Source organism: Bifidobacterium olomucense (assembly GCF_012932375.1).
Lineage (GTDB): Bacteria > Actinomycetota > Actinomycetes > Actinomycetales > Bifidobacteriaceae > Bifidobacterium > Bifidobacterium olomucense.
The window spans coordinates 25,661-51,701 of sequence record NZ_JAAIIG010000006.1; the positions used below are offsets into that span (position 1 = coordinate 25,661).

Sequence of the window (26,041 nt, forward strand, 5' to 3'; positions counted from 1 at the left end):
CTCTTCTTCTTTCCTCTCGTAAGGTTTCTTACCGTTCAGGGCACGCTAACGCGCGCGGACGAAAAACCTTTCCTAAAGATAGGAAGAAAAAAGTTGGAACAACAGTCTTGATTTTTTTGGCTCTGCGAGGTATTGAGAGCGGCAAACGGCCTGAATTAAGGGCGAAAATGTCTCACCATACGGACTGCAAGCGAACCTGAGCGAGACCTGCGGGGCCTTTGGTCATCATTCGGACAGTGGCGCGGCAGGGTTCGGAGATGACGCGGCGGACTCCGGCATCCCCACGTGAGCCGAGCCGTCCGCCCGACCGGCCACAAACGGCAACGCCACGAACAGAGGCAGCGTGAAGTACATCGGAATCGGATACCAGAACAGCGCTTCCGGCGAGGCGTACAGCGAAAGCACGGTGAAGAACAGCAGTCCGTATGCGGCGAGCGCCGGGGCGACGGGATTGGCGGGATGACGATCGCAACGGTTACGGTCACCAACGGTACGGGAGGTGCCGCCGGACCGGCAGATGGCGTGCGGACGATCGACGTTGGCGTTATGAGGAATACTTACGTTTCGCTCGTCGTCTGCGACGTATCCGTCGCCCGTACTGTTTCGTCTCGTACGCCGCGCCACGGCCTGCGTCAGCAACGTAAGGCCGACGATCAGCGGAATCCATGTGACGTACAGGGCCATCGCCGTCAACGGATTGCCGCCGCGCACCCACTGACGCACCGATTGCAAGACGCTGCGCTGCCACTGCGGCCGATGCGACGTGCCCATCAAGGGCGAAAGTGTGCGTTCGGCGGCGGCCACGTCGGCGTCTTGATCGGCGCTGTCTTGGGCGGCGCTGCTTTGGGCGGCGGCTTTCCCATCGTTTGGGACCCCGGCTTGTTCTTCGTTGGTTTTGCTTTCCTTTTGCGCGCCCTTTGCTTCGGCCTCTGACTTCCCGATCGCCTCCCGTTCCGCTCTTCCCGACGGCGTTGCTTCCCCTGCACCTTGCGGCAGGAATGTGGACCACTGTTTTAGGTAGCCGGGCGTGAACAAGTAGTCGGAATCAGTGGGGTATGCAAAGTTGAGCGACGGATCCCACCACGCGCGAATCGGCCCGGCATAAGCCTTGACGTATTCGGCCGGGTGGGACAGTCCCAGTTCCGTCCACGTGCGGAGGGCCGCAAGTTTCTGCCCGACGGTCGGTGCCGGGTGCTCCCGCAGGGTGGCGAACGTCTCGTTGGTGCGGTGCGGATTGATGTCCGCCGCGGCTCGGTCGAGGTCCATGACGGCGTTCAATCGGGCGCGCTGCGGCTCAGTGATGGCGTTGGGATCATTGGGATGCTCGTGCGCCACCTGGGCGACCGGCTGGGTGATAAGGCCCCAAACCTCACGGCCGGGCGACGGATTCGCGTGCGTCGCGGCGGCGGCAAGCGGCGACCAGACACCCTGAGCGAGCAGCAACGCGACGGCGAGGCATGCGAACGTGCGGAATCGCGGTTTTCCTTTTCGGCACACAGCCAACAGACCGCAGCCGGCGCACAGTACGATCACCAAAGCCGTACGTTTGGAGACGACGGCAGCGAACAGCAGAGCCACGAATGCCGCTGCGACTGGGCGACGTTCCAGAATCCGACCGCGAGTGAGGCAGATTTCAGCGAACACTACGGCGAGCGGCAGGAAAAAGACGGTGTGCAGGGAGTCTTTGCCCATCGTGGTCACCGAGCCGACCACCACATAGCTGGTGGCGAGATAGATCAAAGAGAGGCCGATGAGCCAGCGCGGGGCACCAAGTTTGCGGATATAGCAGAGCAGCAGGGCCGCACCAGAGGCGAGCGCGACGGATTGGAACGCAGTGTAAACGGCCTGGCCTACGAGCGGCGAGCCACCGCCGATCGTTTCGCCGAGCCGCCAGAACAGGCCGAATGTCAAGGTGTCGAACAGCGGATGCTGGGTGTAGTAGCGGTGGATTCCCGAGGCTTGGAGGTATTGGGCCACGGTGTCGTCACGCATGGAGCCGGGCCAGGTGAGCGCGATCCAAGGCAGCCAGCAGACGAGGAGCGCCAGGAGGTATGGGAGGAAGCGGGATTTGACGGTTTCGGACAATGCGGAGGGGTGGCGGGCGGCAAGGTAGGCGACGAGGGTGTGGCGGGTGGCGAGGGTGTGGCGGGTGCTTTGAGCACTGAGGGTGTGACGAGAGGTAAGACCGTAACGATCGGAGCGGCAATCGGCAAGACGGGCGGCAAGATGAACGATGCGGCGGGTGTTTTGGCGCGAGCGTCTTACGAGTTCGAATCTCGTATCCTCCGCTACGTTCGCCGCAAACACCACTACATTCCACATGATTTCACAGCGTAAGGCGCGTGATGATGCGCCAGACGACGGGGCACCGAAAATTCACTGCTGCGGGATGGTCCGTTCATGTTCGGATGTTCGGATGTTTGGATGCGCAATTCAAGTGCGACACGCCGAAGTCATCTCAACCGTGCGCTTTTCCAAAACCTGTGGTACTTTATTCAAGTTGCCTACGGAGCTTGCCTCAAGCAAACACCGCAAGCATGGAGGATTCGCCTAGTGGTCTATGGCGCACGCTTGGAAAGCGTGTTGGTGTAACAGCCTCACGAGTTCGAATCTCGTATCCTCCGCCATCAGGGTTTTCAGAGATTTCTGGAAGCCCTTTTTTGTTGCCGAAATGCCAAGGAAACGGCGGAATTGCAGCGTTTTCGTGCTGTTGGGCGGATATCGTCGCCGTTCCGTCAACCGCCGTGTAGAACCGTGTTTCTCACGTCGTAGATAAGCGTTTAAGTAAGCGTTTTCCCCGACCTCCCGGCGCACTTACTCCATCACAATTCCATCACATTCTCACGCGTTGACGCGCTTCACGCCATTTTCCCCGACAAGCCGTATTTCCAGAAGGGATATGAGCGTTCGCTGCCATCCCGTCGAACACCCCGCATGGAGAACCGGCTCCGCGGGAGCCGGCGGTCGAGGTCTTGGGGAGATGGACCGCGAGCCTCACGTCGTTCGCCGACGGGCCACGGCCCTCCCACAGACGATCCACGATACGTTCCACACGAAGGCGGCGGACATGGCGAGAGCGAGAAGACGGTTCGGCACGATCTCAGTGAAGACAAGCCCCAGATCCAGCCGGAAGTACATCGAGGCGAAGTACAAACCACCCGTGGAGGCATACTACAAGTGGCCGGGCATGCTACCCGAGTACTACACGAAGCGCTTCGCCGAGGGTTTCGAGACCGAGGCAGAGAAATGGCTCAACGACGCCGACGTGTTCGAGGCGTTCGTCCCCGTGCGCTGGGTGGAGGACACCACCGCCGAAGACGATCTACCTGCTCACGATGAGACCAAGCATGACCCCCATGAGCATGAAAATGAACAGGTAAACGACTCCAATGAACAGGAAGATGAGCAGGAAAAGGCACCTTCTCGGGGACAGCTGCTACTCAACCTGATTCGCACGAATCCGTCAATCACCTACCACGAAGCAGCAGACGCCTTGAATGTGTCATACTCCACAGCCCGAAGAGCTTTCCAAACGCTACGCGAATTCGGAATCATCGAGCGCATCGGCTCGGGCAGACGCGGCACATGGCGCATCCTCACCCCACCACAACCATCCCACAAATAATCGGAAGCCCCGTCGATGCGCTGGCAGTGCGACACGCTGTGGACGTAGCAACGAAGGCGGTGCGGCGACCGCACGCCTTGAAACCACGTGCATGATTCGTCTCCTTGGGCACGCACCGAGGCATAGCACCACCCTCTCCCCCGATTTTTTCCACAACTAAATCACGTTTTGCGGTGCGTACCAGAATTTGGTACTGTATCCAGTACACAGGTCCGCAGCAATGTGAGACTTCCATGAGCCGGGGGAATCCCCCGGCATTTTTCGTTTCAGGAGAGGTGCAATGGCGGACGGCTCAATCTTCGCGGATGAATCCGGCGAACAAGGCTTCCAGTCCGAGTATTACGCGCTGACGCTGGTATTTCACGACCAGTTCAATCCGGTCATCCCCGTTTTCGAGGATTACGAGCAGTTGCTCCGCAACGCCGGATTGCCGGACATCCCCATGCACGCCTCCCCTTTACTGAATGGACACGATGACTACCAGCGCCTTGCCATCAGCCAGCGCAAGCGACTCCTCGCCTACTTCATGTCCATGCTCCACAAGCTACCGGTGCAATACGTGACGCTTATTTACCGGAAAGCCGAATACACAACCTTGGAACAACTCGGGATGCGTATCAAACGAGACATCGTCAATACCGTGTTCGACCATCTCGATTCTGTTTCAACGCTTCGATGCCGTCAAGGTTTACTACGACGGAGGCCAGAGTCTAATCACCCAGGCTATCCGCGGCGCGGTTGAATACGCGCTCTCGAAGCAGGCCATCGTATACAGGAAAGGTTCTCCGACCGATTATCGGCTGGCGCAGGTAGCCGATCTCATCTGCACCATCGAACTGACCGCCCGCAAATACGAGAACCACGAGCAGACCGCCACCGACGAACGCTTCTTCGGACCGGTAGGTGCCTTCAAAAAGAACTACCTGAAAAAAGTGCGCAAGCATCTCCTCCCATCTCAGTAGCCCAAGCGACTCTCATAGCGCACTGGCAGGTACCAGAGTGGACCGGCAATTTCGAGGGGAGCCTTCGAGTGACGCCTAAGAGGAGCTGATGCGTCAGCCTCCTTCTGTTCTTCCACACTATTGATTACGGTTACGAGCAAAGCCACCCCCGCTGGGGAAATGGAAGTAAGAGCCGGACGCCCCGAGTATCTTGGGGGCCGGCTCTCGCGCTTCCGTACCTGTTAGACCATCAGACGCGCAGCATCAACCGCGACATCTGCTTGATGAACGATTCCCGATCGATGCCGTGTCCGTCTTCCAGCCACCACATCACGCTTTGGGCCAGCGCGCCGGCGACGAACTGCTCCCGCAACTCGGGAGAGACACCGCCTCCGGAAGTACCGCCGCCGGCGCCTTCGCGCGTATCCCCACCGCCCAATTGGGCGAGAATATCTCCCAATGACCCGGAATCGGCCCGCCCCGGCAACTGCGCCGCGTATCCGTCGGCACTAGTGGCGAAACCCAGCAGGTACGAAACCATACCACTGCGCTTCATGCCCAGCAGCATGACCCGATGCCGCTCAAGCTGTGCAACACTGCAACGGACATACATCTCGGCCAGCATCGCACGGTCGGGCATCACGCCATCTGCACGCAGTTTCTTCCACTCACCACGGAAGGACGCCATCGCCAGATGCTGTATCCAGCGCATCATCGCCGCGACGAAATCATTCTTATCCGAGAAATGAGAGTAAAACGTGGCCCGGCGCACCATAGCCTCGTCGCACAACGCGCTTATGGTGATGTCATCCAGACGTTGGGTACCCATCAGCCGCTCAAAAGCTCCGAATAGCGACTCGTAGGTGCGTATGACCCGTAAATCCCGATTGCCGCGACTGCCCTGCCGATCTGCCATATGTAAAGATTCCCCGTGTTGGCGGACATCTCGTCTTCACATGTCAATTATCTGCCGGATCGTCCAGAAACGTACGCTCCGCATCATTCGCCCGCCACTAGCGTATATGTCGAAAAACCTACGCAGGAAACGCTACGAACGGAGGTGAACGCATCATGGGCATCGCGATGATCAAGCCAGCGCTGATGGCCGTGTCAGGCGTCTGCTGGTCGGTGACCTACATCAGCTTGATTCGTAACGGTTTCAGGGAGCGCACCTGCGGCATGCCTCTGTTCGCACTGGGACTCAACATCTGCTGGGAGGCGCTGTATACCTTCGACGGCTTCGTCTCCAACCCATCGGACATACAGACATGGATCAACGCGATATGGGCGTGCCTCGATATCGCCATCATCGTCGCATGGGTGCGATACGGGCGCGCGCTGCTGCCGGCGCCGGCTCGACGTCATTTCGCCGCGTTCACCACGCTTGCGCTCATCACCTGCGCGATGGCACAACTCGCGTTCTATCTGCGATTCGACAACACCGTGGAGGCATCGCAGTACTCGGCATTCGCGCAGAACGCCGTGATGTCCGTGCTGTTCCTCACCCATCTGTGGAACCGCGGGGACGGACGCGGACAAACCATGACGATGGCCATCGCCAAATGCCTGGGCACGCTCGCCCCCACGATACTAGGCGGACTAATCGAAAGCCTCAACGTCTATATCCTGCTCATGGGAGCAATCTGCCTGATCTTTGATCTGCTGTACATCGGCCAGCTGCATGCGCTACAACGTCAAACGACCGATGACCTCGCCCGGCTCGCTCAGCAAGGAACACGATGACCAATATCCTGTATATCAACGGGCACCCGGATCCCAAAAACTTCCACGCCGCAATCCGCGACGCCTATGCAAGTGGCGTCGACACCGGCCGGAACACCCTGCACATCCTGAATCTTGGCGAAGAGACTTTCGATCCCGTATTGCGATACGGCTACCGCAAGCGCATGGAGGAGGACCCGTTCATCACCCGATCGCAGCAGGAGGTGCTTTGGGCCGATCACATCGTATTCGCATACCCCATCTGGTGGGGACAGATGCCTTCATTACTGTCCGGCTGGCAGGCACGCGTGTTCACACCGAAAGTCGCGTTCTCGTACACATCCAAGTTCACCACGGACAAGCGACTGGCTCCACGTACCGCCGACATCATCGTCACCAGCCGCGCTCCCCGATTCCTGTGGGGCTTCGCCGGAATCGGAGGTACCAAGCTGCTGACCGACAACCTGTTTGCGCTCACCGGCATCAAGCTACGCAAACGACTGGTGCTCTCCGGCATAGGTACCTCCAACGACGATGAGGCCCGCTGCAAAGCATTTCTGGACAAAGTGCGCAACCACGCCTCCACAATCTGACGATTGCACTGGGTACAGTGGTTTAAGCAGTACCGAGGTTGGCACCTGTTGGACTCCAACCCGCAAGATTTCCGCAACACGCCGAAGAAGAGCGGCAAGTTAAGAAGTAAGACGGTTGGGCGGTATGCCGATTTTCGTTGCGATTCCGCCAGCCTTACGGCCTGAAGTTGCGAATCTCGTATCCTCGTCAGGGTTTTCAGAGTTTTCCGAAAACCTTCTTTCCATGCTCATCACAACCCTATAACCCGCGACGCAACATACATAGCCCCCATAGCTTGCGAATAGCCTGCAAAGCAGCACAACGAGCTGCATAGGCGTGTACACAATCGCGTATTTTTGTCGTTTTTGCGGGGACGTACCGCGGTAGCATCTACGAGCGCTTCCGCACCTCACGGAATTCCAAGGATTTGCGTGGTACAAAAACACACAACAGCCCGAAACACACTTTCGTGGCACGCCCGAGTGGTACGAAAACGCAAATCGGCCAATATCACGCTCATGTGCGCACCTAATCTATGAACTTGCGCACCTATGAATCCCGCGAGCCATCCCGCGTGCCGCCCCGCAAACGCCCGCGCCAATGCCGAGCGCAATAAAGCCGCAAAACGGCCACGCGCAAACGCCGATTTGCGTAATACACGATTCCGTGTAATGTATTCCAAGTTGCTTAACGGACGTCAGCCTGTCCGCGCATCATCGCCCCGATAGCTCAGTGGTAGAGCACTTCCTTGGTAAGGAAGAGGTCGTGAGTCCAATTCTCACTCGGGGCTCCAGAGACTCCTCGCTTGTAAGCCCCTCAATCAGAACCCCGTTACTGAGCCCCCATCACATCCTCTTCAGGGCTTCGATCAAAAGCTAGTCACCACTCAATTCCATATTCGGCATACATGTAAACGTCGTACTGATATTCGCTACCGTAATGCGGATCACTCTGATGCGACTCATGCTGGTTGTTATCTGACTGCATCATCATTCCTTTTCCTAGCCTCATCGACACTAGCCTCATCGACACTAGCCTCATCGACACTAGCCTCATCGGCATTACGCACAGGTATAACGGCAGCGTGTTACCGAGCTATGCTCATCCAGCAAATCGCAAGTGAATTCGCGGCGAATTATTGCAGCACCATTGCGTGAGCCTTGACGCCCTTCCCGCCGGACGCCGAGCCGAGAACTGCTTGCCGTCCGGCACACACTTCATCATGCGCGAAGCCACGCTCGGGATCAGCCGCGCGCCATCCGCATATTGTCCGCGCGATTCACGATCGCTTGCCCGCAACCTTGACTGCAGTAATGCTGGCCAGCGCCACGACGAACAACACGGTCAGTACAGGAATCAGTGCCGCATATCGATGCGACTGATCCGGCGCATGCGTCACTACAAACGACGCCAGCTGGTTTCCGGACAATCCCGCAAACGCCCATGCACTCAACGTCAAACCATGTGTGGTGGACACGGTTTTGGTGCCGAAATGCTGATCCAGCAGTACGGGAAGCGTAGAGAAACCACCGCCATAGCCGGCGTTAACGAGGAACAGCATGGCGAGCACGGCCCACAGCAGTGCGTTGTCGATGCTGCCCGTCACCGTCTGCAGCACACACACGGCGATCGACATCACGAAAATCACCTGATACACACTTTCGCGACGCTTCAAATGGTCAGACAGCGCGGAGAATCCCACGCGACCAGCAGTGTTGAATACCGAATCCACCGCAAGCACCAGTCCAATCACGCCGGCAATCGCAGCAGCAAAATCCGCAGCATCCAACGACGCATACTGCGGCAAGGACTGCAGCACATCGTGGAGAATGTCCTTCTCCTGACTGATCAGCGCCAAACCGCAGGTGATATTGATATAGAACGCGATCCAAATACCCCAGAACACCGGCTTCTTCAGAATCGATGCGCGGCTGACATGCGAGGCGACCGGATCGTATGTCCAACCAGCTGGACGTTGAATCAGCAGGAATCCAACGAACATCATCACCACATACACCGCGGCGAGCACATAGAACATGTTCACAAGACCCACGGCACCGATCAGCCATTCCATCACCGGGCTCGCCAGGGCTTTGGACAGGCCGAATCCCGCGACGGCAACGCCTGTGGCCAGTCCTTTATTGTCCGCGAACCACAGCATCAGATTCTTGACCGGAGTCAAGTAGCCGACGCCGAGGCCCACGCCCATAATCGCGCCATAACAGATGAACACGCCCGGCAGGAATCCCAAGGCGATGCTCACACCGGTACCTGCAAAGCCAACCACAAAGCAGATCATCGAAACCAATGCGGATTTCTTAATATCCTTCTCCACCATCGGTCCGGCGAACGCCGCAGACATACCGAGGAAGAAAATCGCGAGCGAGAAGCCCCACTCCACCGCCGAGGCGTTGACATGCAACTGATCGGCGATGAGCTGTTTGAACACACTCCAGCAGTAGACGGTGCCGATCGGAATATGAATCAACAGTGCGGGAATGATTGCGCTGGTCCAGCGGTTTCCGGAAGACTGCTTGACGGTGGCCATGCAGGTGAATCCTTTCGACTCTCGTACAGTTCTCGTCAGCCGTACGGAATCGCCAACACCCACAAACACCACATTATTCATGTGCGTTTCTTCGGCGTCGCTGTTTCCGTCGACGCCGACAAACAGCACTGTACCGCCACTTCACCGGCAGCACGCACGTGTCACTAGAGAACACGGCATGATATTGTTCACATTCGGATTGTCGAGAAGAATCGCAACATAGAAAGAAAGCCCCCAACATCATGACCTCACACCTTGCCGAAGCAGGACGTACGCTGGTTCCCCGCAAGAATGATCGCTACGGCTTGCTTTCCCCGGCGCTGGTGATTCTCACGTTCGTCGCCGGACTGGTGGACGCCTTAAGTTATCTGGCGCTCGGGCACGTGTTTGTGGCCAACGTGACCGGCAACATCGTATTTCTCGGTTTCGCGTTCGCGCACGCGCAAGGCTTCGTCTGGTGGACTTCCGCACTCACGTTAGCCACGTTCATGATCGGCGCGTTCATCGGCGGACGCATTATTCATTACTTTGGAGACAACCGCGCACGTCATCTGCTGGTTTCGACTTCAATTCAGCTGGCGTTCGTGGTTGCCGCGCTGATTGGCATCTACTTGCTCAACCGTTTCGCGCCAGAACCATCGATGGGCGGCACCGACGCTTCGGCTATCGTACGCGCCTCGCAACCCAGCCTGAACTTCCCCACCGCCCGGCACATTGATCTGCATATTATTCTGTTGATCGTGCTGCTCGCCCCGGCTATGGGCATCCAGAATTCCACCGCCCGCAAACTCTCGGTACCGGATTTGCCCACCACAGTACTCACGATGACGCTGACCGGCATCATTGCCGATACGTCCGCTCATGGTCATGAACAGTCCAAACTTGGCCGTCGAGCCATCGTGATGCTGGCTTTGGCACTCGGCGCTTTGACCGGGGCCACGCTGCAGACGCACGGTCATGAAGACGTTATTTTGATGGTGATGATCGGCTGCTTGATTGCAGTAATCGTAATGATGATTCCGCATGTGCATTCTGATGCCCGCTGGGTGACCGGGAAACGGTAAACGACTTTGTTGATAATCGCGAAAGGCCGCCTCCGCAATATCGGGAGACGGCCTTTCGCGATTGTTGAAGCGCTTGCTCAGTCAGTATCGCTCACTTCTTGGAAGCGTTGACTGCATCCACGGCCTTCTGGAGAGAGGCAGTGTGCGACTTATACCAATCGGTCTGCTCATTGAGCTTATCGGTAGCGGCCTGGTAGCCCTTGGTGTCGTCGGCAAGGCAGCCTTCATACTCAGGCAGTTCGGCGCTCAGCTCCTTGTTGAGCGCGTCAAGCGTGGAAGAGTCCTTCACGTCCTTCTCGGTGAGGGAAGCAGCTTCGGAGGCGTCGCCGTTAACGAGATTGTTGTAGTCGTTGGTAGCGTTGCGCACTTCTTCAGAGGCGGTGGCACAGGCAGCCACGGCATTGTTGTACTGAGCGTCCGAATAGGCGCGGAAACCGAATACACCAGCCACGGCAATCACGGCGACGACAACCACCACGATGAGGGCGATAGCCCACTTCGGCATGTGCTTCTTCGCAGTGTCCTGTGCAGTGTCCTGTGCGTTGGACTGGACAGCAGACTGCTGATTCTCGGACATACTCGATCTCCTTTGTTCTCGTTTTGGTCTCGTTCAGACATCAGGCTGATGCTGTTGCGGCATCGCGGTAACACCGCCTCCCGGGTTTATAGTCCCGATGTCGTTCCGGCATGGAGGCGTTCGCAGAGCCTCTCAGGCAACAAAAAACCCTCGCATTTCGCGAGGGCTCATTGGCTGGGGTGCCTGGACTCGAACCAAGAATGGCTGAACCAGAATCAGCTGTGTTGCCAATTACACCACACCCCAATTTGGCTGGCGTAGCAACTCCGAAGAGTTGTTCGTCGTACCCCCAACCGGATTTGAACCGGTGTTGGCGCCGTGAGAGGGCGTAGTCCTAGACCGCTAGACGATGGGGGCATATTCAGTTTTCACTGGCTGCTCGGCGAACCGCGCAACAGGTGTATATATTACACACCGAGTCAGAGATCGCAAACCTCGGCGTGTCGCAAGGTTGTTCATGGATTCAGCCACCAACGCACCCTTCCCTTCCACTGTCCTTCCACTGTCCTTCCACTGTCCTCCCACTGTCCTTCCCGGTTCCCCATCCTCCCCTCGTCCCCCTCTCCGTCAACCCCATCAATCAACCTCTTCCATCATCCCCTTCCATCATCCCCTTCCATCATCCCCTTCCATCATCCCCTTCCATCGACCCTATCAATCGACCCTCTTCATCGTCCCCTTCCATCAGTCCCATCAATCAGCCCTCTATTCTGGGCATTCACCTACCACAAAGCAGCCGCCCCAACTGGTTCGGGGCATCCGCGTACCACAAAAGTCCCGCTTTGCCCACTTTCACGGTATGGATATGCCCAGAATCCCCTGTATGACACGTGTATGCCCAGAATAACTGGCGGAATATGCCCAGAATCGGCGCAACGGTTATCGAAGGGGATACGTACATGCCCAGAACTAGGCGAAGCGGGACGAAGCAGGGTAAACCGAGTCGAATAGGTAAAAGATGGGCCTTACATTCTGGATGAAAAATTCTCTTGTCGAATCAAGGGTCAGATTAAGGGTCAAAACGTTGGTCTTAAATCCGGGTTATGTAAAGAAACGTGGGTCTTATATCCCGCGCAAGCCATGGGTTAATAGACAAAACGTGGGTCTTAAATCCGGGGTGGGGTGTTCTCCTGCCTTGCGTGTCGGGATGCGATTAACGCGGGCGGTGCGCTTGCCCGGTTTCGGCGAGAAAGCAAAAAGCCCCGGCATACTGCCGAGGCTTTTGAAGAAGTACCCCCAACCGGATTTGAACCGGTGTTGGCGCCGTGAGAGGGCGTAGTCCTAGACCGCTAGACGATGGGGGCTTAAGTTATCGGCGTTTCCGCCCGCTGCGGCGAACCGCAACGAATGATTAATATACGGGAACGTCTCACCAACGTCAACTACGGCGTGTCACATTGTGACTCTTGAGTTGACAGCTCGTCTTTCTGCACTATGAAAGGAATGCCCTAGGCAAGCTTCCCGTGTCGCCCGGAACAGACATCTCCAAGCCCGCCTTCCCTGCCAAAGTCATCAGACATGGCCCTCCAACGCAGCTCCCGGCATTCCACCCCCCGTCGGCACAGGACCGCATATACAAGAAGGTGGGCATCCGTCGCATGACGGACACCCACCTTCTCACGAATAACTCATCGACTGGCCTGTCTAAAAACCACCAGCGACAAGCCTCTTACAGTCAAACTCACAGGTGCTCGCGCAAACCCTTGAGACGGGCCACGGTTACATCCTTGCCGAGAATCTCCATGGACTCGAACAGCGGCGGGGAGACGCGACGGCCGGAAACGGCCACGCGCACCGGGCCGAAGGCCAGACGAGGCTTGTAACCACCCTCCTCGATCAGCACCTTGTTGAGCAGCTCGTGCAGCGGCTCAGCCTTCCAACCGTCCTCGGAAGCGCCCTCCAGCGCGGCGATCGCGAGATCGAGCACAGCGCCAGCGGAATCCTTCAGCGTCTTGCGGGCGTCATCATCGGGCTCGATGTAGCCTTCGGTCGAAAGCAGGGAGCCTACCATGCCGGCCACCTCGCCCAGCAGACGCACGCGCGGCTGGACCAGCGGAGCGGCGGCAGTCAGAATCTCCTGCTCACGGGAGGTCAGCGCATCCCAAGAGTCGGCGGAGACCACACCGTCACGGTGCAGGTACGGCACGGAACGACGCAGGAAATCATCAGCGGAAAGCATACGGATGTGCTCGGCGTTGATGGAGATGGCCTTGTCCAGATCGAAGCGGGCCGGGTTGGCCTTGACGTCACGCACGTCGAACTTGGCGATCATCTCGTCCATCGAGAACACGTCGCGGTCCGGGGCGATGGACCAGCCGAGCAGCGCCAGATAGTTGAGCAGACCCTCGCGGATGAAGCCGGCATCACGATGGTTGAACAGGTTGGACTCCGGATCGCGCTTGGAAAGCTTCTTATTGCCTTGGCCCATCACGTATGGCATGTGACCGAACAGCGGAGTGGTCTTGGCGATGCCGAGCTCTTCGAGGTAACGGTAGAGCACGATCTGACGCGGGGTGGAGCTCAAGAGATCCTCGCCGCGCAGCACCACGTTGATCTCCATCATGGCGTCGTCCACCGGGTTGGTGAGCGTGTACAGCGGATCGCCGTTCGGGCGCACGATCACGTAGTCCGGCACCGAACCGGCCTTGAATTCGATGGTGCCGCGAATCAGATCGTCGAAAGCGATGTCTTCGTCGGGCATGCGGATACGCAGGGCGGGCTTGCGACCTTCAGCACGGAAAGCGGCCTTCTGCTCCTCGGTGAGGTTGCGGTCGTATCCGTCATAGCCGAAAGCCTTCGGACGGCCGGCTGCCACGTTGCGGGCCTCGATTTCCTCCGGAGTGGAGAAGGATTCGTAGGCGTAACCCGCCTCAAGCAGTTTGGCGGCGACGTCCTTGTAGATGGCGGTGCGCTCGGACTGACGGTACGGGCCGTGGGGACCGCCCACATCGATGCCTTCGTCCCAGTCGATGCCGAGCCAGCGCAGGGCGTCGAGAATCTGGTTGTAGCTTTCCTCGGAGTCACGGGCGGCGTCGGTGTCTTCGATGCGGAAGATCAGTTTGCCGCCGGTGGCGCGGGCCTCAGCCCAGTTGAACAGGGCGGTGCGGACCATGCCCACATGCGGGGTGCCGGTCGGCGACGGGCAGAAACGAACACGAATGTTCTCAGGAAGTTCGGGTTTGGTGTTTGCAGCTTCAGTCATAATCCCCTATTCTGCCGCGCGCGCCGGACGCCCATTTCCAACTGCACTTTTCGCGCGAATCGGGCGCAAAGCAGGCTATTCCAGACCGCCTTTGCGCTCGATTCGCACGAAAATAATCCAGATGACGAGTGCACGCGTATATGCGTATCGCTTTCGCGCGAAAAGTGTGCAGAACAGCCTCAAAAAGCTGGATTTGCGCTCGATTCGCGCGAAAACTCTGTGAGAGCAGAAGCTCAGCAGGCGAGTCCGGCGAACAGCAGGGCCCAGTCCTGAATCTCGCCCTCGCGGGGCTCGCGGGTGTCTCGACCGTCGGCGACCGCCGCATCGCAGTTGTAGTCGTAGTTCATGATTCCCCCAAATCGCCGGTATTGCACACTGTGCAGTGCGAGCATGCGGCTTAGATTGTCGGTTGCGTTGGCATGTTCTGTTGTCGGTTCGCGCATCAGAAAGCTTCGTTGGCTTCCTCAGTCCCGTCACCGCGACCGCATGCGCTATTCTGCAAGCAAGAATACCAAAAACGATCAAAAGCGAACAATAATGTTTGATATCGATTCGATAACAATTGCGATTCATGATTGATCGCGCAACACGGCCCGCCGCAATTCAGACATTATTCACCATGATTGTTGGTCTTTGCCCCAAAGACTGGAAGAATAGGCATGGACGATACCTGTCTGTTATGAAAGGGGAATCGATGACCGATCCCAACCACGCACCTATCCCTCAGGTGCCCACGCCAAACGGCGCAAACCCGCAGAACACCGCAGTACCACCCGTGCCACAGTATGGCACGCCCGCTCCAGCGCAATCCGTTCCGCCGGCCTACGGACAGCAGCAGCCCGTTGCACCCGCCGGACAACCGGCGTACCAGCAGACGCCGGCCAATCCGTACGCACAGCCCGCCAATCAGCAGCCGTTCGTCTCGGCACCCGCGCCCGGGTACACACAGCCGGCTCCGAACGCCGCGTTCAATCAGACGCCGCCGGCCTACAACCAGTACGCCGCGCCGAACGCCTCTCCGTCTCCCGCACCGGGTGCCGGAGTGCCGCTCGACCAGCCGTATTATGACTGCCCCTTCCCGGAGGCGTTCCTTCGTTTCTGGAAGAAGTTCGTGGTGTTCTCCGGACGCGCCTCTCGTAGCGAGTTCTGGTGGTGGACTTTGGCCAATGCCGGCATCAGCCTTGTGCTCAGCGGACTGAGCTCAGCCACTGATGGAGATCTCGCTTTCATCAGCAACCTGTGGCTGCTGGCCACAATTATCCCCGGCATCGCTCTGGCTGTTCGCCGTCTGCACGACACGAACCGGCCCGGCTGGCTGGTGGCCATCTTCTATGGTGCGTCCGCGCTCGGCATCATCATTATGCTCGCCGGAGGCGGTGCCGCTGTATATGGCGGCATCGGCAGCCTGACCGGTTCGTCCGGATACGGCGCGATGGCGGCCGGCGGCGTCGGTGCGATGTTCTTCGGCTGGCTGCTGATGCTCGCCGGCGGCATCGTATATATCGTGTTCATGGCGTTGCCCAGCAAGCCGGAAGGCGCACGGTTCGATGCCCAGCCCGGTGCGCAGCAGTTCCCGTTTGGCACCCCTTCGGGTCCGGCTCCGGCAAGCCCGGCCGCTCCGGGATTCGCTCCCGGCGCACCGGCACCGGTTCCCGGCGCAGCAGCCCCGGCTCCCAGCGCACCGGCACCTGATTTCAACCAGTTCGCCGCACCCGCGCCGGCCGCACCCGCCCCCACTGCCAATAACGCCGCGGCACCGTCCGACGATCTCAACGACGCCACCGTGCTCTCCTCGGCATATGCAGCCCCGGCACCAACCGCTTCGACACCCGCCGCTCCGGCCAGTACTGTCCCGGCCCCGGCCGCAACTCATGACGATGATCTGGAAGACGGCGCCACCGTGCTCTCGCCTCACGCCACGCCCGCCGGCAACAACGCCGCACAGCAACCTTGGCAGGGTCAGTAAAGCAATAAAACGCTGCGCCGGCAAACCCAACGCAATCAGCTGATCTGCTCGACGCAAACCGATCCGATACAACAAATTGGTCTCCGTTCATCCACGAACGGAGGCCAATTTTTATAGTGTTATTGCACCTCGCACACTCATCAGCATCGTTTCACGGGACATGGTTTCATCTCGCGAAAATGTACCGCTGATCGGCGCTCAACGGTACATTTTCGCGAGAGGAGGAGGGGGTTCTGCTGCTAGAGCTCCACAGTCTCCTTGTTGTCGTTCTTGACGTGGGCGAACTTGGCGGCGAGGGCTTCCTTGTTGCGCTTTTCGTCCTCTTCCTTGGCCTTCTTCTTGGCTTCGGCGGGATCCCACAGCACGTCTTCACGATGCTTGGTCCACTCGGCGGCGGCAAGTGGGGCGATGAGTTCCACAGTGGCCTCCAGCGTGCTCGCGCCCGAGGCAGCTGCGGCGGCACGGGCCTTGACCAGCGCAAGCATGCGATCATCGGTCAGGCAGATGCGCGGAACCGAGCACTGCTCGCGCAACTCGTTGACATACAGCAGAATCGGCAAGGATTTGGTAGCGAGGGCGCGGGCGTCGGCATCATCCAACTCACCGGAACCCGACGTTGCTGCGCCAACGGCCTCGGCACCGGCCACCACCCTCAACAGCGCATCGCATACGGCGAGCGCCGTGGCGAATCGACCGGCCACCTGAGCAACGTCGGCAGAGGAAGCCAAACGCTCCTCGGCATCGGACTCGACACTATCAGCGGCATCAGCACCAGCACCAGCACCATCAGCCTCAGCCTCAACATCAACATCAGCCTCAACATCAGCCTTCAGATGCGCCTCAACGGCATCGATCGCCCCACGTATCTCGGCCTCGGTACGTGCGTCCCAATCAATACCCAACGATTCGGCCGCCGCGAACACGAGCGCGGCGTTACCGGTTTCGGCATAGTCGAGCATCGTATCGTAGGCGTCGTTGGCGGCGAGCAGCGCGTCAACGATCGGCTGCGGACGGCCGGGAATCTCGTCGGCACCCTCGTAGACGAACTCGGCGTCCGGCACGGTCACGTCCTCGCCGGTAAGGATGCGGGCGAACGCGCGAGTGACGCGCACCTGCAGATTCTCGGCGTACTTGGCGTCATTGTCCATCTGCATGGCCTGGGTCAACGGCCACAGGGCGATCAGCCGCGCCCCAGCTTCGGCGGCCTCATGTACCGCCGGCGATGCCGCCACGCGAGCGATCGCTTCACGATTGAGTTCAATGGTCATCACATGCTCCTTTGCTTCGAGCCCCTCGCACCCTTCACCGGGTCGGCCGGCCATATCCACCACATGATTTTAGTGTGATGCGGCGCGGCCGGCTTCGCTCACGCGCCTCTCAGCCAACAATCGACCGTCGGCCAAGCAGCCTTCAATCAACGGCCCAGCGGACCAGCAACGCAAGAAGCCCGCAATCACAGCGTTTTGTCGTTACTTGACGTTTGCCGCGGGATCGACGTACGTGATGGACATCACACGGCCGGTCTCGTTGTCGTACGTCACCGACGTGACGGACGCGAGCGCGGTCTGGCGCAGGAACATCCAGTGTTCCGGGTGGCCGGTCTCCAGATAATGACGGTAGCTGAAGATCGGCGACTCGTGACTGACCACCACGATCTGCTGGCCGGGGTGCTGCGCGACCTTCTCACGCGCGAAGGCATCCATACGGGCGGCGATATGCTGGTACGATTCGCCCCAGCTGGGCTTGTAAAGGTTCAGCACCAGCTTCCAGTTGCCGTTCTTCCACAGTGCGCCTTCGCCGTGGCCGATGCGAAGCCCACGGAATTCGTTGCCGGCTTCGATCACCCGCTCGTCGGTGGTGAGGGTGAGCGGAGCCTCGCCACGGGACTTGCGTACCGCATTGAGCGCGTCGAGGATCGCGCCGGCCGTCTCGCGCGTGCGGTCAAGCGGCGATGAATACACGGCGGCGATGGTGTTGGTCTGGGGGTTCTTGGCCAAGTAGGCGGCGGTGGCCTGAGCCATGCGGCGGCCGACGTCCGAAAGATGGAAGTCGGGAAGCCGCTCGTAGAGCAGATGGTCGGGGTTGTAGACCTTGCCGTGGCGGACGAAATGAATGGTGGTGGCGGTCATCGTTGGCTCTCCTTACATGCGAACGGAACGGCTACGGCCACTATACGCGGACGGTCAGGCTCCGAAACACATTGCATCGCCTCAAACCGGAACACAATCCTCCGAAAAACGAGGTCCTCGAATAGCGTAATTACCGCGTGTCACCATGAGCCACCGCATAGAGTAGCCGTGACGCAAATATGCGGGCTGGGGTTCGGTCCACGATCGGTTGCGCGGCAGGCTGCAGGTCAAACTGCGGATCAGGGCACGCAACCGCGACTATCACTCGTGCAAGCCAGTTCAATCCACGCAAACTTTGCGCGACCATGGACAGACACATCATTCGATGAGGGCTTCGCCAACCAACGCCACGGGCGGCGAGGGACATCCAATCGGGAGCGGAAAGGAGCGTAGTGCTGTTATGTCCAATAACTCGTCCACTGACAACAAGACCACCGTCACGGCCGCCATCAGGGAAGTCGGACATAAGGTTTTTGGCGGATACGCCGAGCTGCTGCGTATTCCGCACACCGCACGCTATTCGATCGGTTCGGTGATCGCGTGCATGCCATTCCCGATGGTGGGCATGACCATCACCATTTCCGTGCAGCATTACTACGGCAACTACTCGCTGGCCGGCATGCTGACTGCGATTCAAGCTATTGCACTTGCCGTGGCCACCCCGCTGCTGGGCAAACTCACCGATAAGTTCGGCCAGCGTCAGGTTTCGATTCCGACGATTATCGTGTGGATCGCGGCTGCGATCGCGTTGACGACGTCGATCACCAACCGCGCGCCTGAATGGGTGCTGTACTGCCTGACCCCATTCCTGGCCGCGATTCCGCCGTGGGGCGCGATGAGCCGCGCCCGTTGGACCAAGATTCTGAAGGGCGACCGCGAAGGTACGAATCGTGCGCTTTCGCTGTGCGGCGTGCTGGATGAATGCATGTGGGTGATCGGCAATCCGCTGGCCTCCACCTTGGCGGTGATTTCCGGCTTGCTGGCGTTCTCGTTCACCGGCGTATGCGTGATCGTCGGCGCGCTGATGTTCCTCACGGAACTGACCACCGAGCCGCCGTCGCAGACCGCGCTGGCCCGCGCCGAGGGCATTTCGCGCAAGGAATACCGCGAGCGCGAGGCCGCACGGGCCGAGGCACTGAAGGTGGAGACCGCGGCCGAGGAGGCCCGGCACCGCATGGAGCGCGAGGGAGTGACCGATCAGGCCGCCATCCAGGCCGCCATTGAAGCCGCCGTGGCCGATGTCCGCTCCGGCAAGAAGGCATCGATCTGGGGGCCGGGTCTGGTCGCCGTGTGCGTGACCTGGTTCGGACTGGGCGCGTTCCAGTCGGCCGCCGGCATTTCGATCATCGCATTCGCCACCGAATCGAATATGAAGCAGTACACGGGCTTCGTGTTCGCGTGCTTCTCGTTCAGCTCGCTGATGGGCGCGCTGGTGTACGGTGCGAAAAACTGGGCCATTCCGCTGTGGAAGCGCTTCTACTTCTGCTTGGCGGTGGTGAACATCGGCATCGGCACGTTCATGTTCGCCAAGCACCTGTGGGTCATCATGATCATCTATCTGCTGATCGGCGTGTGCCAGGCCCCTACGTGGATCAACGGCAACCAGCTGATGCTGCATCTGGTGCCGCCCTCGCGTCTGACGGAAGGTATGGCGTGGATGGGTGCGATGAACTCGATCGGCGCCTCGGCCGGTTCTGCGGTCGCCGGTCAGTTCATCGACCGCATGGGCTCGCATGGCGGCTTTATGGTGGTGACCACCCTGGCCATCACCTCGCTGGTAATCGCGCTGGTGGGCTTCAAGCAGATCAAAAGCTCCACCGAGCAGCCGACGCTTACCGAAGTCGCGGTGTGAGAGAGAGGGGGCTGGGCCGCTTGGGCGCTGAGCCTCTGGGTCGGCCTGCCCGCGTGAGAAGTACGGGCTCCTTGCGGTTGCGTACCGATTAGGTCTGGTACGAAACCGCAAGAATCGTTTTTTACAGTTACGTACCACAGCCACAACGAACGGCTTCATCTGCCGAATATTCATATTGGCGGAATTCCAAGGTTTCTCCATGTCGCGGTTTGGTACGTAAGTGGAGAATCCGGGGTCTATGCGGCTGCGTACCAACTAGGCCCGGTACGTAATCCCGAGAATCGTTATTTTGCAGTTACGTACCACAGCTCCGGTCCAATTACCTTGGGCGCTTTTCGCCACTGCCCGCGCGACCCCGCACGTCACTGCCCGCACAGGGCGCTGACCACCATTGTGGCGTAGGCTTCGTCACCCATCCCACTGCCGCGGGTCAAGTGCGTGCCGTCGTCATAGAAATACTCGCTATGGCCTTCGCTGGTCCCGTACCAGTCGATGACACCGACGTTCTTGTGTTCAGCTGCCACTGAACGCAGGTTCTGATTCACCCAGTCCTGACTGATCGCCGGATCTCGAACCGTGACGAAGTATATGGGCTTGCCGTCAACCGCCTTTACCGCGTCCTCGAACGCTTCGGGGGTACTGATACTCGCGTTGTTCGCCCCCAGCGCCGCGATCACCACGCTTTTATCGTCGCCGTCCGCCACATGCTGTTGGTAGAGGGCCGGGAAATCAGTGAGCGGGCGGCCGATCTTATTGTCCTCAACGGCGTTGGGCAAAGTGACGTTCAGCACACCCGTGGCACCCATCGCCACCGAATCAGTGATCAGCAACGGATCGGCGCTGCACACGCCGGTGGAGGCATCGTACGTCCAGTCGGACGTATCGAGATTATCCGGGACTTTCTCCGCCACCGGAACCAGCTTGGCCGCATTCTTGTGCTGCTTGTGATCGGCCGAATCGCTCGACTGTTTCGATTGGTCGCCGGACTTTGACTTGGACTTTGACTTGACCGCGCTGGACCGCGCCACTGCCGGACGCAACTGAGCGGAGCGCGCCTGAGCGATTCCGTTCCAGTCAAGCGGCAGCAGACACAGCAGTACAATCACCACGATAACGCGACGGCAAATGACGCGAGCCTTCTCGATGCCGGCGGACCGTCCCGTCCTGAATTGCAATATGTCGGCCAAGCGACGCCATTCCAGCACAGACTTCGCGGATGCCGCAGCCGTCTCACCCGTCGCCGGCTTGCTTGCTCTGGCGATCGCGCGCGGCGCATGCTCGACCAACCGATACAACGCTTCAGCGGCGAGCCACAACACCAACGCCTGCACGATCCACTCCCACCAAGCCAGACGCGTGGTTCTTGTCGCCGGATTCATCATCTCCAGCAACGGGTAGTGCACCAGATACAACGAAAACGATCGCGAACCGAGATATCGCAACGGACGCACCGCGAGTACACGGCCGATGACGCTGCCGGGCGCAATCGCCACCGCAAGCAACACAGCGGTCAGCAGCGCGGTAACCAGATAGCCGCCACGGTACAGGAACACCATATTCGAACGTACGGCGAGGAATCCTATAATCAGCAACGCCAAAGCCACGCCGCCGAATACATTGCTGTTCAGCAGACGGTGCCAATCGTTCCTACCCTGTGCATCAGTGCCATCGCCACGATCGGCGTCACGGTAGCGATACGCGAGACCATTGGGCAACACCACCGCCAGCAGGGCGCCGGTCAACAGTTCCGCGGCGCGCGTATCCAAACCATAGTAAACGCGGCTGCCGGTGGCGTTCGGATCAAACAGCACCGCCATCAGCACGGTGGAGGCCACGATCAGTACGGCGATAACCGCAGCACGAAGTTTCCGCGACGCGCAACTGCGGCATAGCGCGAGCAGCAGAATTGGCCACAGTACGGAGAACTGCATCAGCAGGCCGAGGAACCACAGATGGGTGAGCGGCGAAGGCAGACCGGCGGCGGCGAAATAGGAGACATGCCTGAAGATATAGGCCCAGTTGCTTACGAAGAACAGCGATGGCAACACGTCGGACTGAGCTTTGGGCAGCAGGCTCGGCGCGACCAGAAGACAGCCCACTGCGGTAAACGCGATAATCACTACGACTGGCGGCAGGAGCCGTCGCACGCGCTTGAGCAGGTATGCGCCGTACGAGATGGTGCCGGTACGCGCGAATTGTGCGATAAGGCTTCGGGTCATCAGAAAACCGCTGATGACGAAGAACACGGTGACGCCCAAGAAACCGCCCTGCAACAGTGAAGGACGGGTATGGTAGGCGACGACGCCGATGATGGCGAGGGCGCGCAGGCCGTCGATGGCCGCGATATGGCGACGGCCGTTGGGCTTCTTCGTGGGTGTCTTGGAGGTATTTCGGGTACTGGGTGTACTGGGTGTATTGGGGGTACTGGGTGTTTGAGGGATGCCGGGGGCATCGGCTGCTGGGGCGACGTTGACCCGGCTCTGCCGATAGGGGCTGGATGACGCAATGCGTCCGGCATGCTGTTCACTGCTGGGAAATGCCATAGCTCGTATGGTATTTCCCAGTGTTAACAAGCTCCTACTTCGGCCAGCCCTTAGGCGTGTGCTCCAAGGACCAGACGCCGAGCTTGTGGGAGAAGCTGCGCTGCCACTTGGCTTCCAGCTCCTCGGCGGTCAGACGGTTCTCTGCGGACTTCAGACGGTTCATCGCATTGGTATGCGTATCGTCCAGCAACCATTTGCGGATCAGGAAGTTCCACACCATCACCACTGCGGTGGCCACCAGCTTGCCGATATTCGTGCGCAGCAGATACTCGGCATGCTGCGAGACGAATGCATCGCGGTTCATGCCATAGGTGGAGATCCAGATGATCGCGTCATTCATGAACAGACCGACGATGGCACCCGCCACGAAAATCAGCATCTCCATCCAACGGGCCATATCGGGTCGATGCTTGAAAACGAACTTCATACTCGCCAGATAGTTGAAAATCAGCGAAATGATGAAGGAGATGGTGGCGGCCAGCACATTGTGCATGTGGAATACGCCGACCAAGAGGTTCAGAATGCCCCAGTCGATGATAAAAGCGATAACGCCTACGATGCCGAATTTCATCAGCTGTTCAATCAGTTTTCTCACACAGGGTATTCAACACTATCGGCCTGACCGACGCCCTGCGCTGCCGTTGATGCATTGCCGGTCGGGCCGGCCTCTCATGCGCCCCCTGTTGCATCTTGTCATGCTGTTGCCGCGGCATGACGCGTCATGCCGCGTCATGCATAGTATGTTCCGCATGTGCGCCGCTTTGCACCCGTGCGCGCACGTGCCACTGCTACGTGCCACTGCTCTTCGGCATCCTGCACGCCTGTCGTGTATTGCTGTACAGACCTACATATGCCTTAACTCTCCGTTGCTTTTCGGGGAAGCCACCGAAAGCCGCGGCGAGAGACGATAGACTGGAATACGGTAATTGTCGTATTTTCTGTAATGCCAAGGAGGCATCATGCCCGTTATTCACACCCATGTATCCATCGCCACCACCTACGAGCAGCGCGAAGCCCTCAAGTCCGCCTATGGCAAGGCCATCTCCGCCGTGCCCGGCAAGTCCGAGGGCTGGCTGATGTGCCCGTTTGAAGACAATATGCCGATTTATTTCGGCGGCGACGACTCCCGTCCCGCCGCCTACGTGGAGGTGAATGTGTTCGGCCGTTCCGTGCCGAGCTCCGCATGGGAGCAACTCACCGAATCCATCATGTCTGCGCTGAGCACCACGCTTGGCATCCCCGAGGATCGCACATACATCCGCTACACCGCTACCACCGATTGGGGTTGGAATGGCGGCAATTTCTGATTGCCACCATTCCCTTCGCAGCACGGTTGCTCGCATCGCCTACGGAAAGCCCACTAGGCTTTCCGTTTAACGGCTCAGGGTGGGAGCTTCGAGTCGTCGCTTGGGGCCCCGCGGTTTTGCGGCAGCCGTAGCCGCTCGGATTTGCCCCGCGGAAAGCCCGTTCGGGTTTCCGCTCGAACGGCCTGAACAGCCTGAACGGCTGGCGGCCCCGTTAGTTCGCCTGCAAGTGCAAGAAAAGCCTGTCAGCGTCATGCTGGCAGGCTTTCTGCGTTACAAGGGGCTGATCGCAACTTTTCGAAACATCTATCTGCGTTACAAGGGGCTCCTTAATGGGGTACCCCGGAGTACAACCGCTGAAATTGCAGCGTTTGTACTCCGGGTTTTCTCATTGAAGCACCCCTCGTAAGCGAGATAGATGTTTCAGAATGCCGAAATCAACCCCTTGTAACCGAGTTACCCCACTTTTCGACAGAATCAGACGATCTTCGGCATCGGGGTGGTCAGGCTGGTGGTCAAGTTGACATGAGCCAGGCCAGCGCCGGCATGCACTTCGACCTTCTTCAAGGTCACGGTGCGCTCCTCTTCAGGGGCACGATCGTTGTCGGTCATCGTAGCCGGGGACTTGACCGCCACCAGCGCCAGATCATCCAGCGAGATGCCGGCGGACTGGCACAGCTTGTTGGCCTCAGCCAATGAATCCAAGAAGCCGTCCTTGAGCAGCACGCGCTCGGCCGGCACGCCGTAGGCATGCTCGGCAACCCACTTCACGTTCTCGATCAGCGGCATGCCCTTGTGGCTGTGCTGCGCCGGAGGCATGGAGCCGTTGACCAGCACGTCCACGAAAGCATCGATCTGGTCGGCAAGGCCGTCGCCGCCATCGCGGTACAGGTTGCCGATGATCGGGTCACGGAACTCCAGCTTGGCTGCGGTTTCGCGCAGCTCAGGAATCTGATCGTCCTCGCCGTCCCACAGGTTGATGAGCGGGAAGGCCGGGATGTCCAGCTTCTCCAAACGGTCCACATGGAACGGGTAGCGCCAAGCCAGATCCGCGTCATCGCGCCACGTGGAGGCGCGGGTCACCACGATGGCGGCGGACGGCCACTGTGCACCGTACTCGCGGCAGGCGATATCCAGCCACTTCTGGGCACCGGCGTCGGTGCCGTAACCGGCCTCGACGATCACCACATCGTGCAGGGCGCACGCCATTTCCACGGCGATCAGGGTCGGGATGCCGATGGACACATTGGCGAACGGACCGCCATGCACGTACACCGGGGAGCCGTTCACGGTTTCAGTCAGGGCCGGCTTGACGGCGTCGGCCAGAATGCCGGTGATGCGCCACAGGTCCACGAACTCGCCGAAGGTCACGGCCTTGCCGTCCTTGGTGCCGGCGATCATCTTGGAGACGCGCTCGGCGATCTCATCCATGGAGCGGGAGAGCACCACGATCTGCATGAGCTCGCAGGTCGGGGTGAGCACCATTTTCTCCGCCACATTGCCCTTGCCGTAATCCACGGCGATGGAACGCAGGGAACGGCTCGGCACCTCGGAGACGCGCGGCACGAGGATCTCGTCCAGCTTGCCTTCGTCCACAGCCTTCTCCGCGAAGGAAACGAGCAGGTTCTGAGCGGCTTCAATGGAGCCCATCTCGCCACACAGACCCCAGTCGATGAGCTCCGGGTGGGTCAGGGACGCCTTGCCGCCACCGGAGGCACCGCCCTTGGAACCGGCTGCGGTGATGCCCATGCTCGGCTGACGCAGCACGGCGGTGGCATCGATGCCACGCTTGTTCAGCGCATCGATCAGCGCAATGGTGGTGGTGGTCTTGCCTTCACCGCGGGACGCCTTGAGCGGCGTATCGGCGGTGACCAGCACAACCTTGCCATGCTTGCGCGGGGCGTCCGGGTTTTCGGCCAGATACTTCATATAGCCGAAGGCGTCGATCTTCTTGACCAGACCGTACTGGCTGGTGAAGTCTTCGATAGTGGTCAT

20 protein-coding genes and 5 tRNA genes are annotated in these 26,041 nt (G+C 59.4%); 10 read left to right on the plus strand and 15 right to left on the minus strand.

Annotated elements, in window-relative coordinates:
- Positions 1-225 precede the first annotated feature (225 nt).
- On the minus strand, positions 226-2,322 hold the full coding sequence (locus G1C97_RS07440; protein ID WP_169241239.1) for a DUF6020 family protein: 2,097 nt from the start codon (positions 2,320-2,322) through the stop codon (positions 226-228).
- A gap of 217 nt (positions 2,323-2,539) precedes the next feature.
- On the opposite strand from G1C97_RS07440, the gene G1C97_RS07445 reads away from it, so the two are divergent.
- From G1C97_RS07445 to G1C97_RS07455, 3 genes are all read left to right on the plus strand, one after another.
- Positions 2,540-2,627: transfer RNA gene (locus G1C97_RS07445), tRNA-Ser, on the plus strand.
- Positions 2,628-2,899: 272 nt separating this feature from the next.
- Positions 2,900-3,625, plus strand: coding sequence for a DeoR family transcriptional regulator (locus G1C97_RS07450; protein WP_169241240.1), 726 nt, complete (start codon positions 2,900-2,902; stop codon positions 3,623-3,625).
- A 280-nt stretch (positions 3,626-3,905) separates the two neighbouring features.
- The gene (locus tag G1C97_RS07455; protein WP_240951060.1) at positions 3,906-4,367 is read left to right on the plus strand and encodes a hypothetical protein; all 462 of its coding nucleotides are present in this window, start codon (positions 3,906-3,908) and stop codon (positions 4,365-4,367) included.
- Here G1C97_RS07455 and G1C97_RS12275 read toward each other — a convergent pair.
- Positions 4,336-4,569 carry a hypothetical protein gene (locus G1C97_RS12275; protein ID WP_240951061.1) on the minus strand — a complete coding sequence of 78 codons (234 nt, stop codon included), beginning with the start codon at positions 4,567-4,569 and terminating at the stop codon, positions 4,336-4,338. The two genes, G1C97_RS07455 and G1C97_RS12275, sit on opposite strands and share 32 nt — an antisense overlap.
- A gap of 247 nt (positions 4,570-4,816) precedes the next feature.
- Positions 4,817-5,482, minus strand: a complete 666-nt coding sequence (locus G1C97_RS07460; protein ID WP_169241241.1) for a TetR/AcrR family transcriptional regulator — start codon at positions 5,480-5,482, stop codon at positions 4,817-4,819.
- A 155-nt stretch (positions 5,483-5,637) separates the two neighbouring features.
- Here G1C97_RS07460 and G1C97_RS07465 point away from each other — a divergent pair, with 155 nt between their 5' ends.
- The 3 genes from G1C97_RS07465 to G1C97_RS07475 all read left to right on the plus strand — a co-directional run bounded on the left by G1C97_RS07465 (position 5,638) and on the right by G1C97_RS07475 (position 7,654).
- Entirely contained in the window at positions 5,638-6,309 is a 672-nt protein-coding gene (locus G1C97_RS07465; RefSeq protein WP_205832565.1) for a transmembrane-type terpene cyclase, read from the plus strand.
- A complete protein-coding gene (locus tag G1C97_RS07470; RefSeq protein WP_169241242.1) occupies positions 6,306-6,881 on the plus strand; it encodes an NAD(P)H-dependent oxidoreductase in 576 nt (191 codons plus the stop codon). The genes G1C97_RS07465 and G1C97_RS07470 overlap by 4 nt, the downstream gene beginning before the upstream one ends.
- A gap of 698 nt (positions 6,882-7,579) precedes the next feature.
- Positions 7,580-7,654: transfer RNA gene (locus G1C97_RS07475), tRNA-Thr, on the plus strand.
- Positions 7,655-8,140: 486 nt separating this feature from the next.
- Here G1C97_RS07475 and G1C97_RS07480 read toward each other — a convergent pair.
- Positions 8,141-9,409 carry an OFA family MFS transporter gene (locus tag G1C97_RS07480; protein ID WP_100496567.1) on the minus strand — a complete coding sequence of 423 codons (1,269 nt, stop codon included), beginning with the start codon at positions 9,407-9,409 and terminating at the stop codon, positions 8,141-8,143.
- A 242-nt stretch (positions 9,410-9,651) separates the two neighbouring features.
- Here G1C97_RS07480 and G1C97_RS07485 point away from each other — a divergent pair, with 242 nt between their 5' ends.
- Complete coding sequence (locus G1C97_RS07485; RefSeq protein WP_100496568.1) at positions 9,652-10,473, plus strand: YoaK family protein; 822 nt, start codon at positions 9,652-9,654, stop codon at positions 10,471-10,473.
- A gap of 91 nt (positions 10,474-10,564) precedes the next feature.
- Here the strand turns inward: G1C97_RS07485 and G1C97_RS07490 are convergent, their stop codons facing one another.
- The 6 genes from G1C97_RS07490 to G1C97_RS07515 all read right to left on the minus strand — a co-directional run bounded on the left by G1C97_RS07490 (position 10,565) and on the right by G1C97_RS07515 (position 14,695).
- On the minus strand, positions 10,565-11,050 hold the full coding sequence (locus G1C97_RS07490) for a hypothetical protein (RefSeq protein ID WP_169241243.1): 486 nt from the start codon (positions 11,048-11,050) through the stop codon (positions 10,565-10,567).
- A gap of 171 nt (positions 11,051-11,221) precedes the next feature.
- A tRNA-Gln gene (locus G1C97_RS07495) sits at positions 11,222-11,296 on the minus strand.
- Positions 11,297-11,334: 38 nt separating this feature from the next.
- A tRNA-Glu gene (locus G1C97_RS07500) sits at positions 11,335-11,407 on the minus strand.
- Positions 11,408-12,281: 874 nt separating this feature from the next.
- Positions 12,282-12,354: transfer RNA gene (locus tag G1C97_RS07505), tRNA-Glu, on the minus strand.
- Positions 12,355-12,731: 377 nt separating this feature from the next.
- Positions 12,732-14,252, minus strand: coding sequence for a glutamate--tRNA ligase (gltX, locus tag G1C97_RS07510; RefSeq protein WP_169241244.1), 1,521 nt, complete (start codon positions 14,250-14,252; stop codon positions 12,732-12,734).
- A 233-nt stretch (positions 14,253-14,485) separates the two neighbouring features.
- The gene (locus G1C97_RS07515) at positions 14,486-14,695 is read right to left on the minus strand and encodes a hypothetical protein (RefSeq protein WP_169241226.1); all 210 of its coding nucleotides are present in this window, start codon (positions 14,693-14,695) and stop codon (positions 14,486-14,488) included.
- A gap of 251 nt (positions 14,696-14,946) precedes the next feature.
- Between G1C97_RS07515 and G1C97_RS12405 the strand changes: the two genes are divergently transcribed.
- Positions 14,947-16,218 carry a DUF805 domain-containing protein gene (locus G1C97_RS12405; protein ID WP_169241245.1) on the plus strand — a complete coding sequence of 424 codons (1,272 nt, stop codon included), beginning with the start codon at positions 14,947-14,949 and terminating at the stop codon, positions 16,216-16,218.
- 239 nt (positions 16,219-16,457) lie between these two features.
- Here G1C97_RS12405 and G1C97_RS07525 read toward each other — a convergent pair whose 3' ends face one another.
- Together G1C97_RS07525 and G1C97_RS07530 are read right to left on the minus strand one after the other, a co-directional pair.
- Positions 16,458-17,486 carry a hypothetical protein gene (locus G1C97_RS07525; RefSeq protein ID WP_100496574.1) on the minus strand — a complete coding sequence of 343 codons (1,029 nt, stop codon included), beginning with the start codon at positions 17,484-17,486 and terminating at the stop codon, positions 16,458-16,460.
- A 201-nt stretch (positions 17,487-17,687) separates the two neighbouring features.
- The gene (locus G1C97_RS07530; RefSeq protein WP_100496575.1) at positions 17,688-18,347 is read right to left on the minus strand and encodes a histidine phosphatase family protein; all 660 of its coding nucleotides are present in this window, start codon (positions 18,345-18,347) and stop codon (positions 17,688-17,690) included.
- A gap of 400 nt (positions 18,348-18,747) precedes the next feature.
- Between G1C97_RS07530 and G1C97_RS07535 the strand changes: the two genes are divergently transcribed.
- Positions 18,748-20,199, plus strand: coding sequence for an MFS transporter (locus tag G1C97_RS07535; protein WP_169241246.1), 1,452 nt, complete (start codon positions 18,748-18,750; stop codon positions 20,197-20,199).
- Between the two features lie 362 nt (positions 20,200-20,561).
- On the opposite strand, the gene G1C97_RS07540 is transcribed toward G1C97_RS07535, so the two are convergent.
- A complete protein-coding gene (locus G1C97_RS07540; RefSeq protein ID WP_169241247.1) occupies positions 20,562-22,742 on the minus strand; it encodes an acyltransferase family protein in 2,181 nt (726 codons plus the stop codon).
- Positions 22,743-22,776: 34 nt separating this feature from the next.
- Positions 22,777-23,313, minus strand: a complete 537-nt coding sequence (locus G1C97_RS07545) for a GtrA family protein (RefSeq protein WP_169241313.1) — start codon at positions 23,311-23,313, stop codon at positions 22,777-22,779.
- 388 nt (positions 23,314-23,701) lie between these two features.
- On the opposite strand from G1C97_RS07545, the gene G1C97_RS07550 reads away from it, so the two are divergent.
- Positions 23,702-24,049, plus strand: coding sequence for a tautomerase family protein (locus G1C97_RS07550; protein ID WP_100496579.1), 348 nt, complete (start codon positions 23,702-23,704; stop codon positions 24,047-24,049).
- 474 nt (positions 24,050-24,523) lie between these two features.
- Here the strand turns inward: G1C97_RS07550 and G1C97_RS07555 are convergent, their stop codons facing one another.
- Entirely contained in the window at positions 24,524-26,041 is a 1,518-nt protein-coding gene (locus G1C97_RS07555) for a formate--tetrahydrofolate ligase (protein WP_100496580.1), read from the minus strand.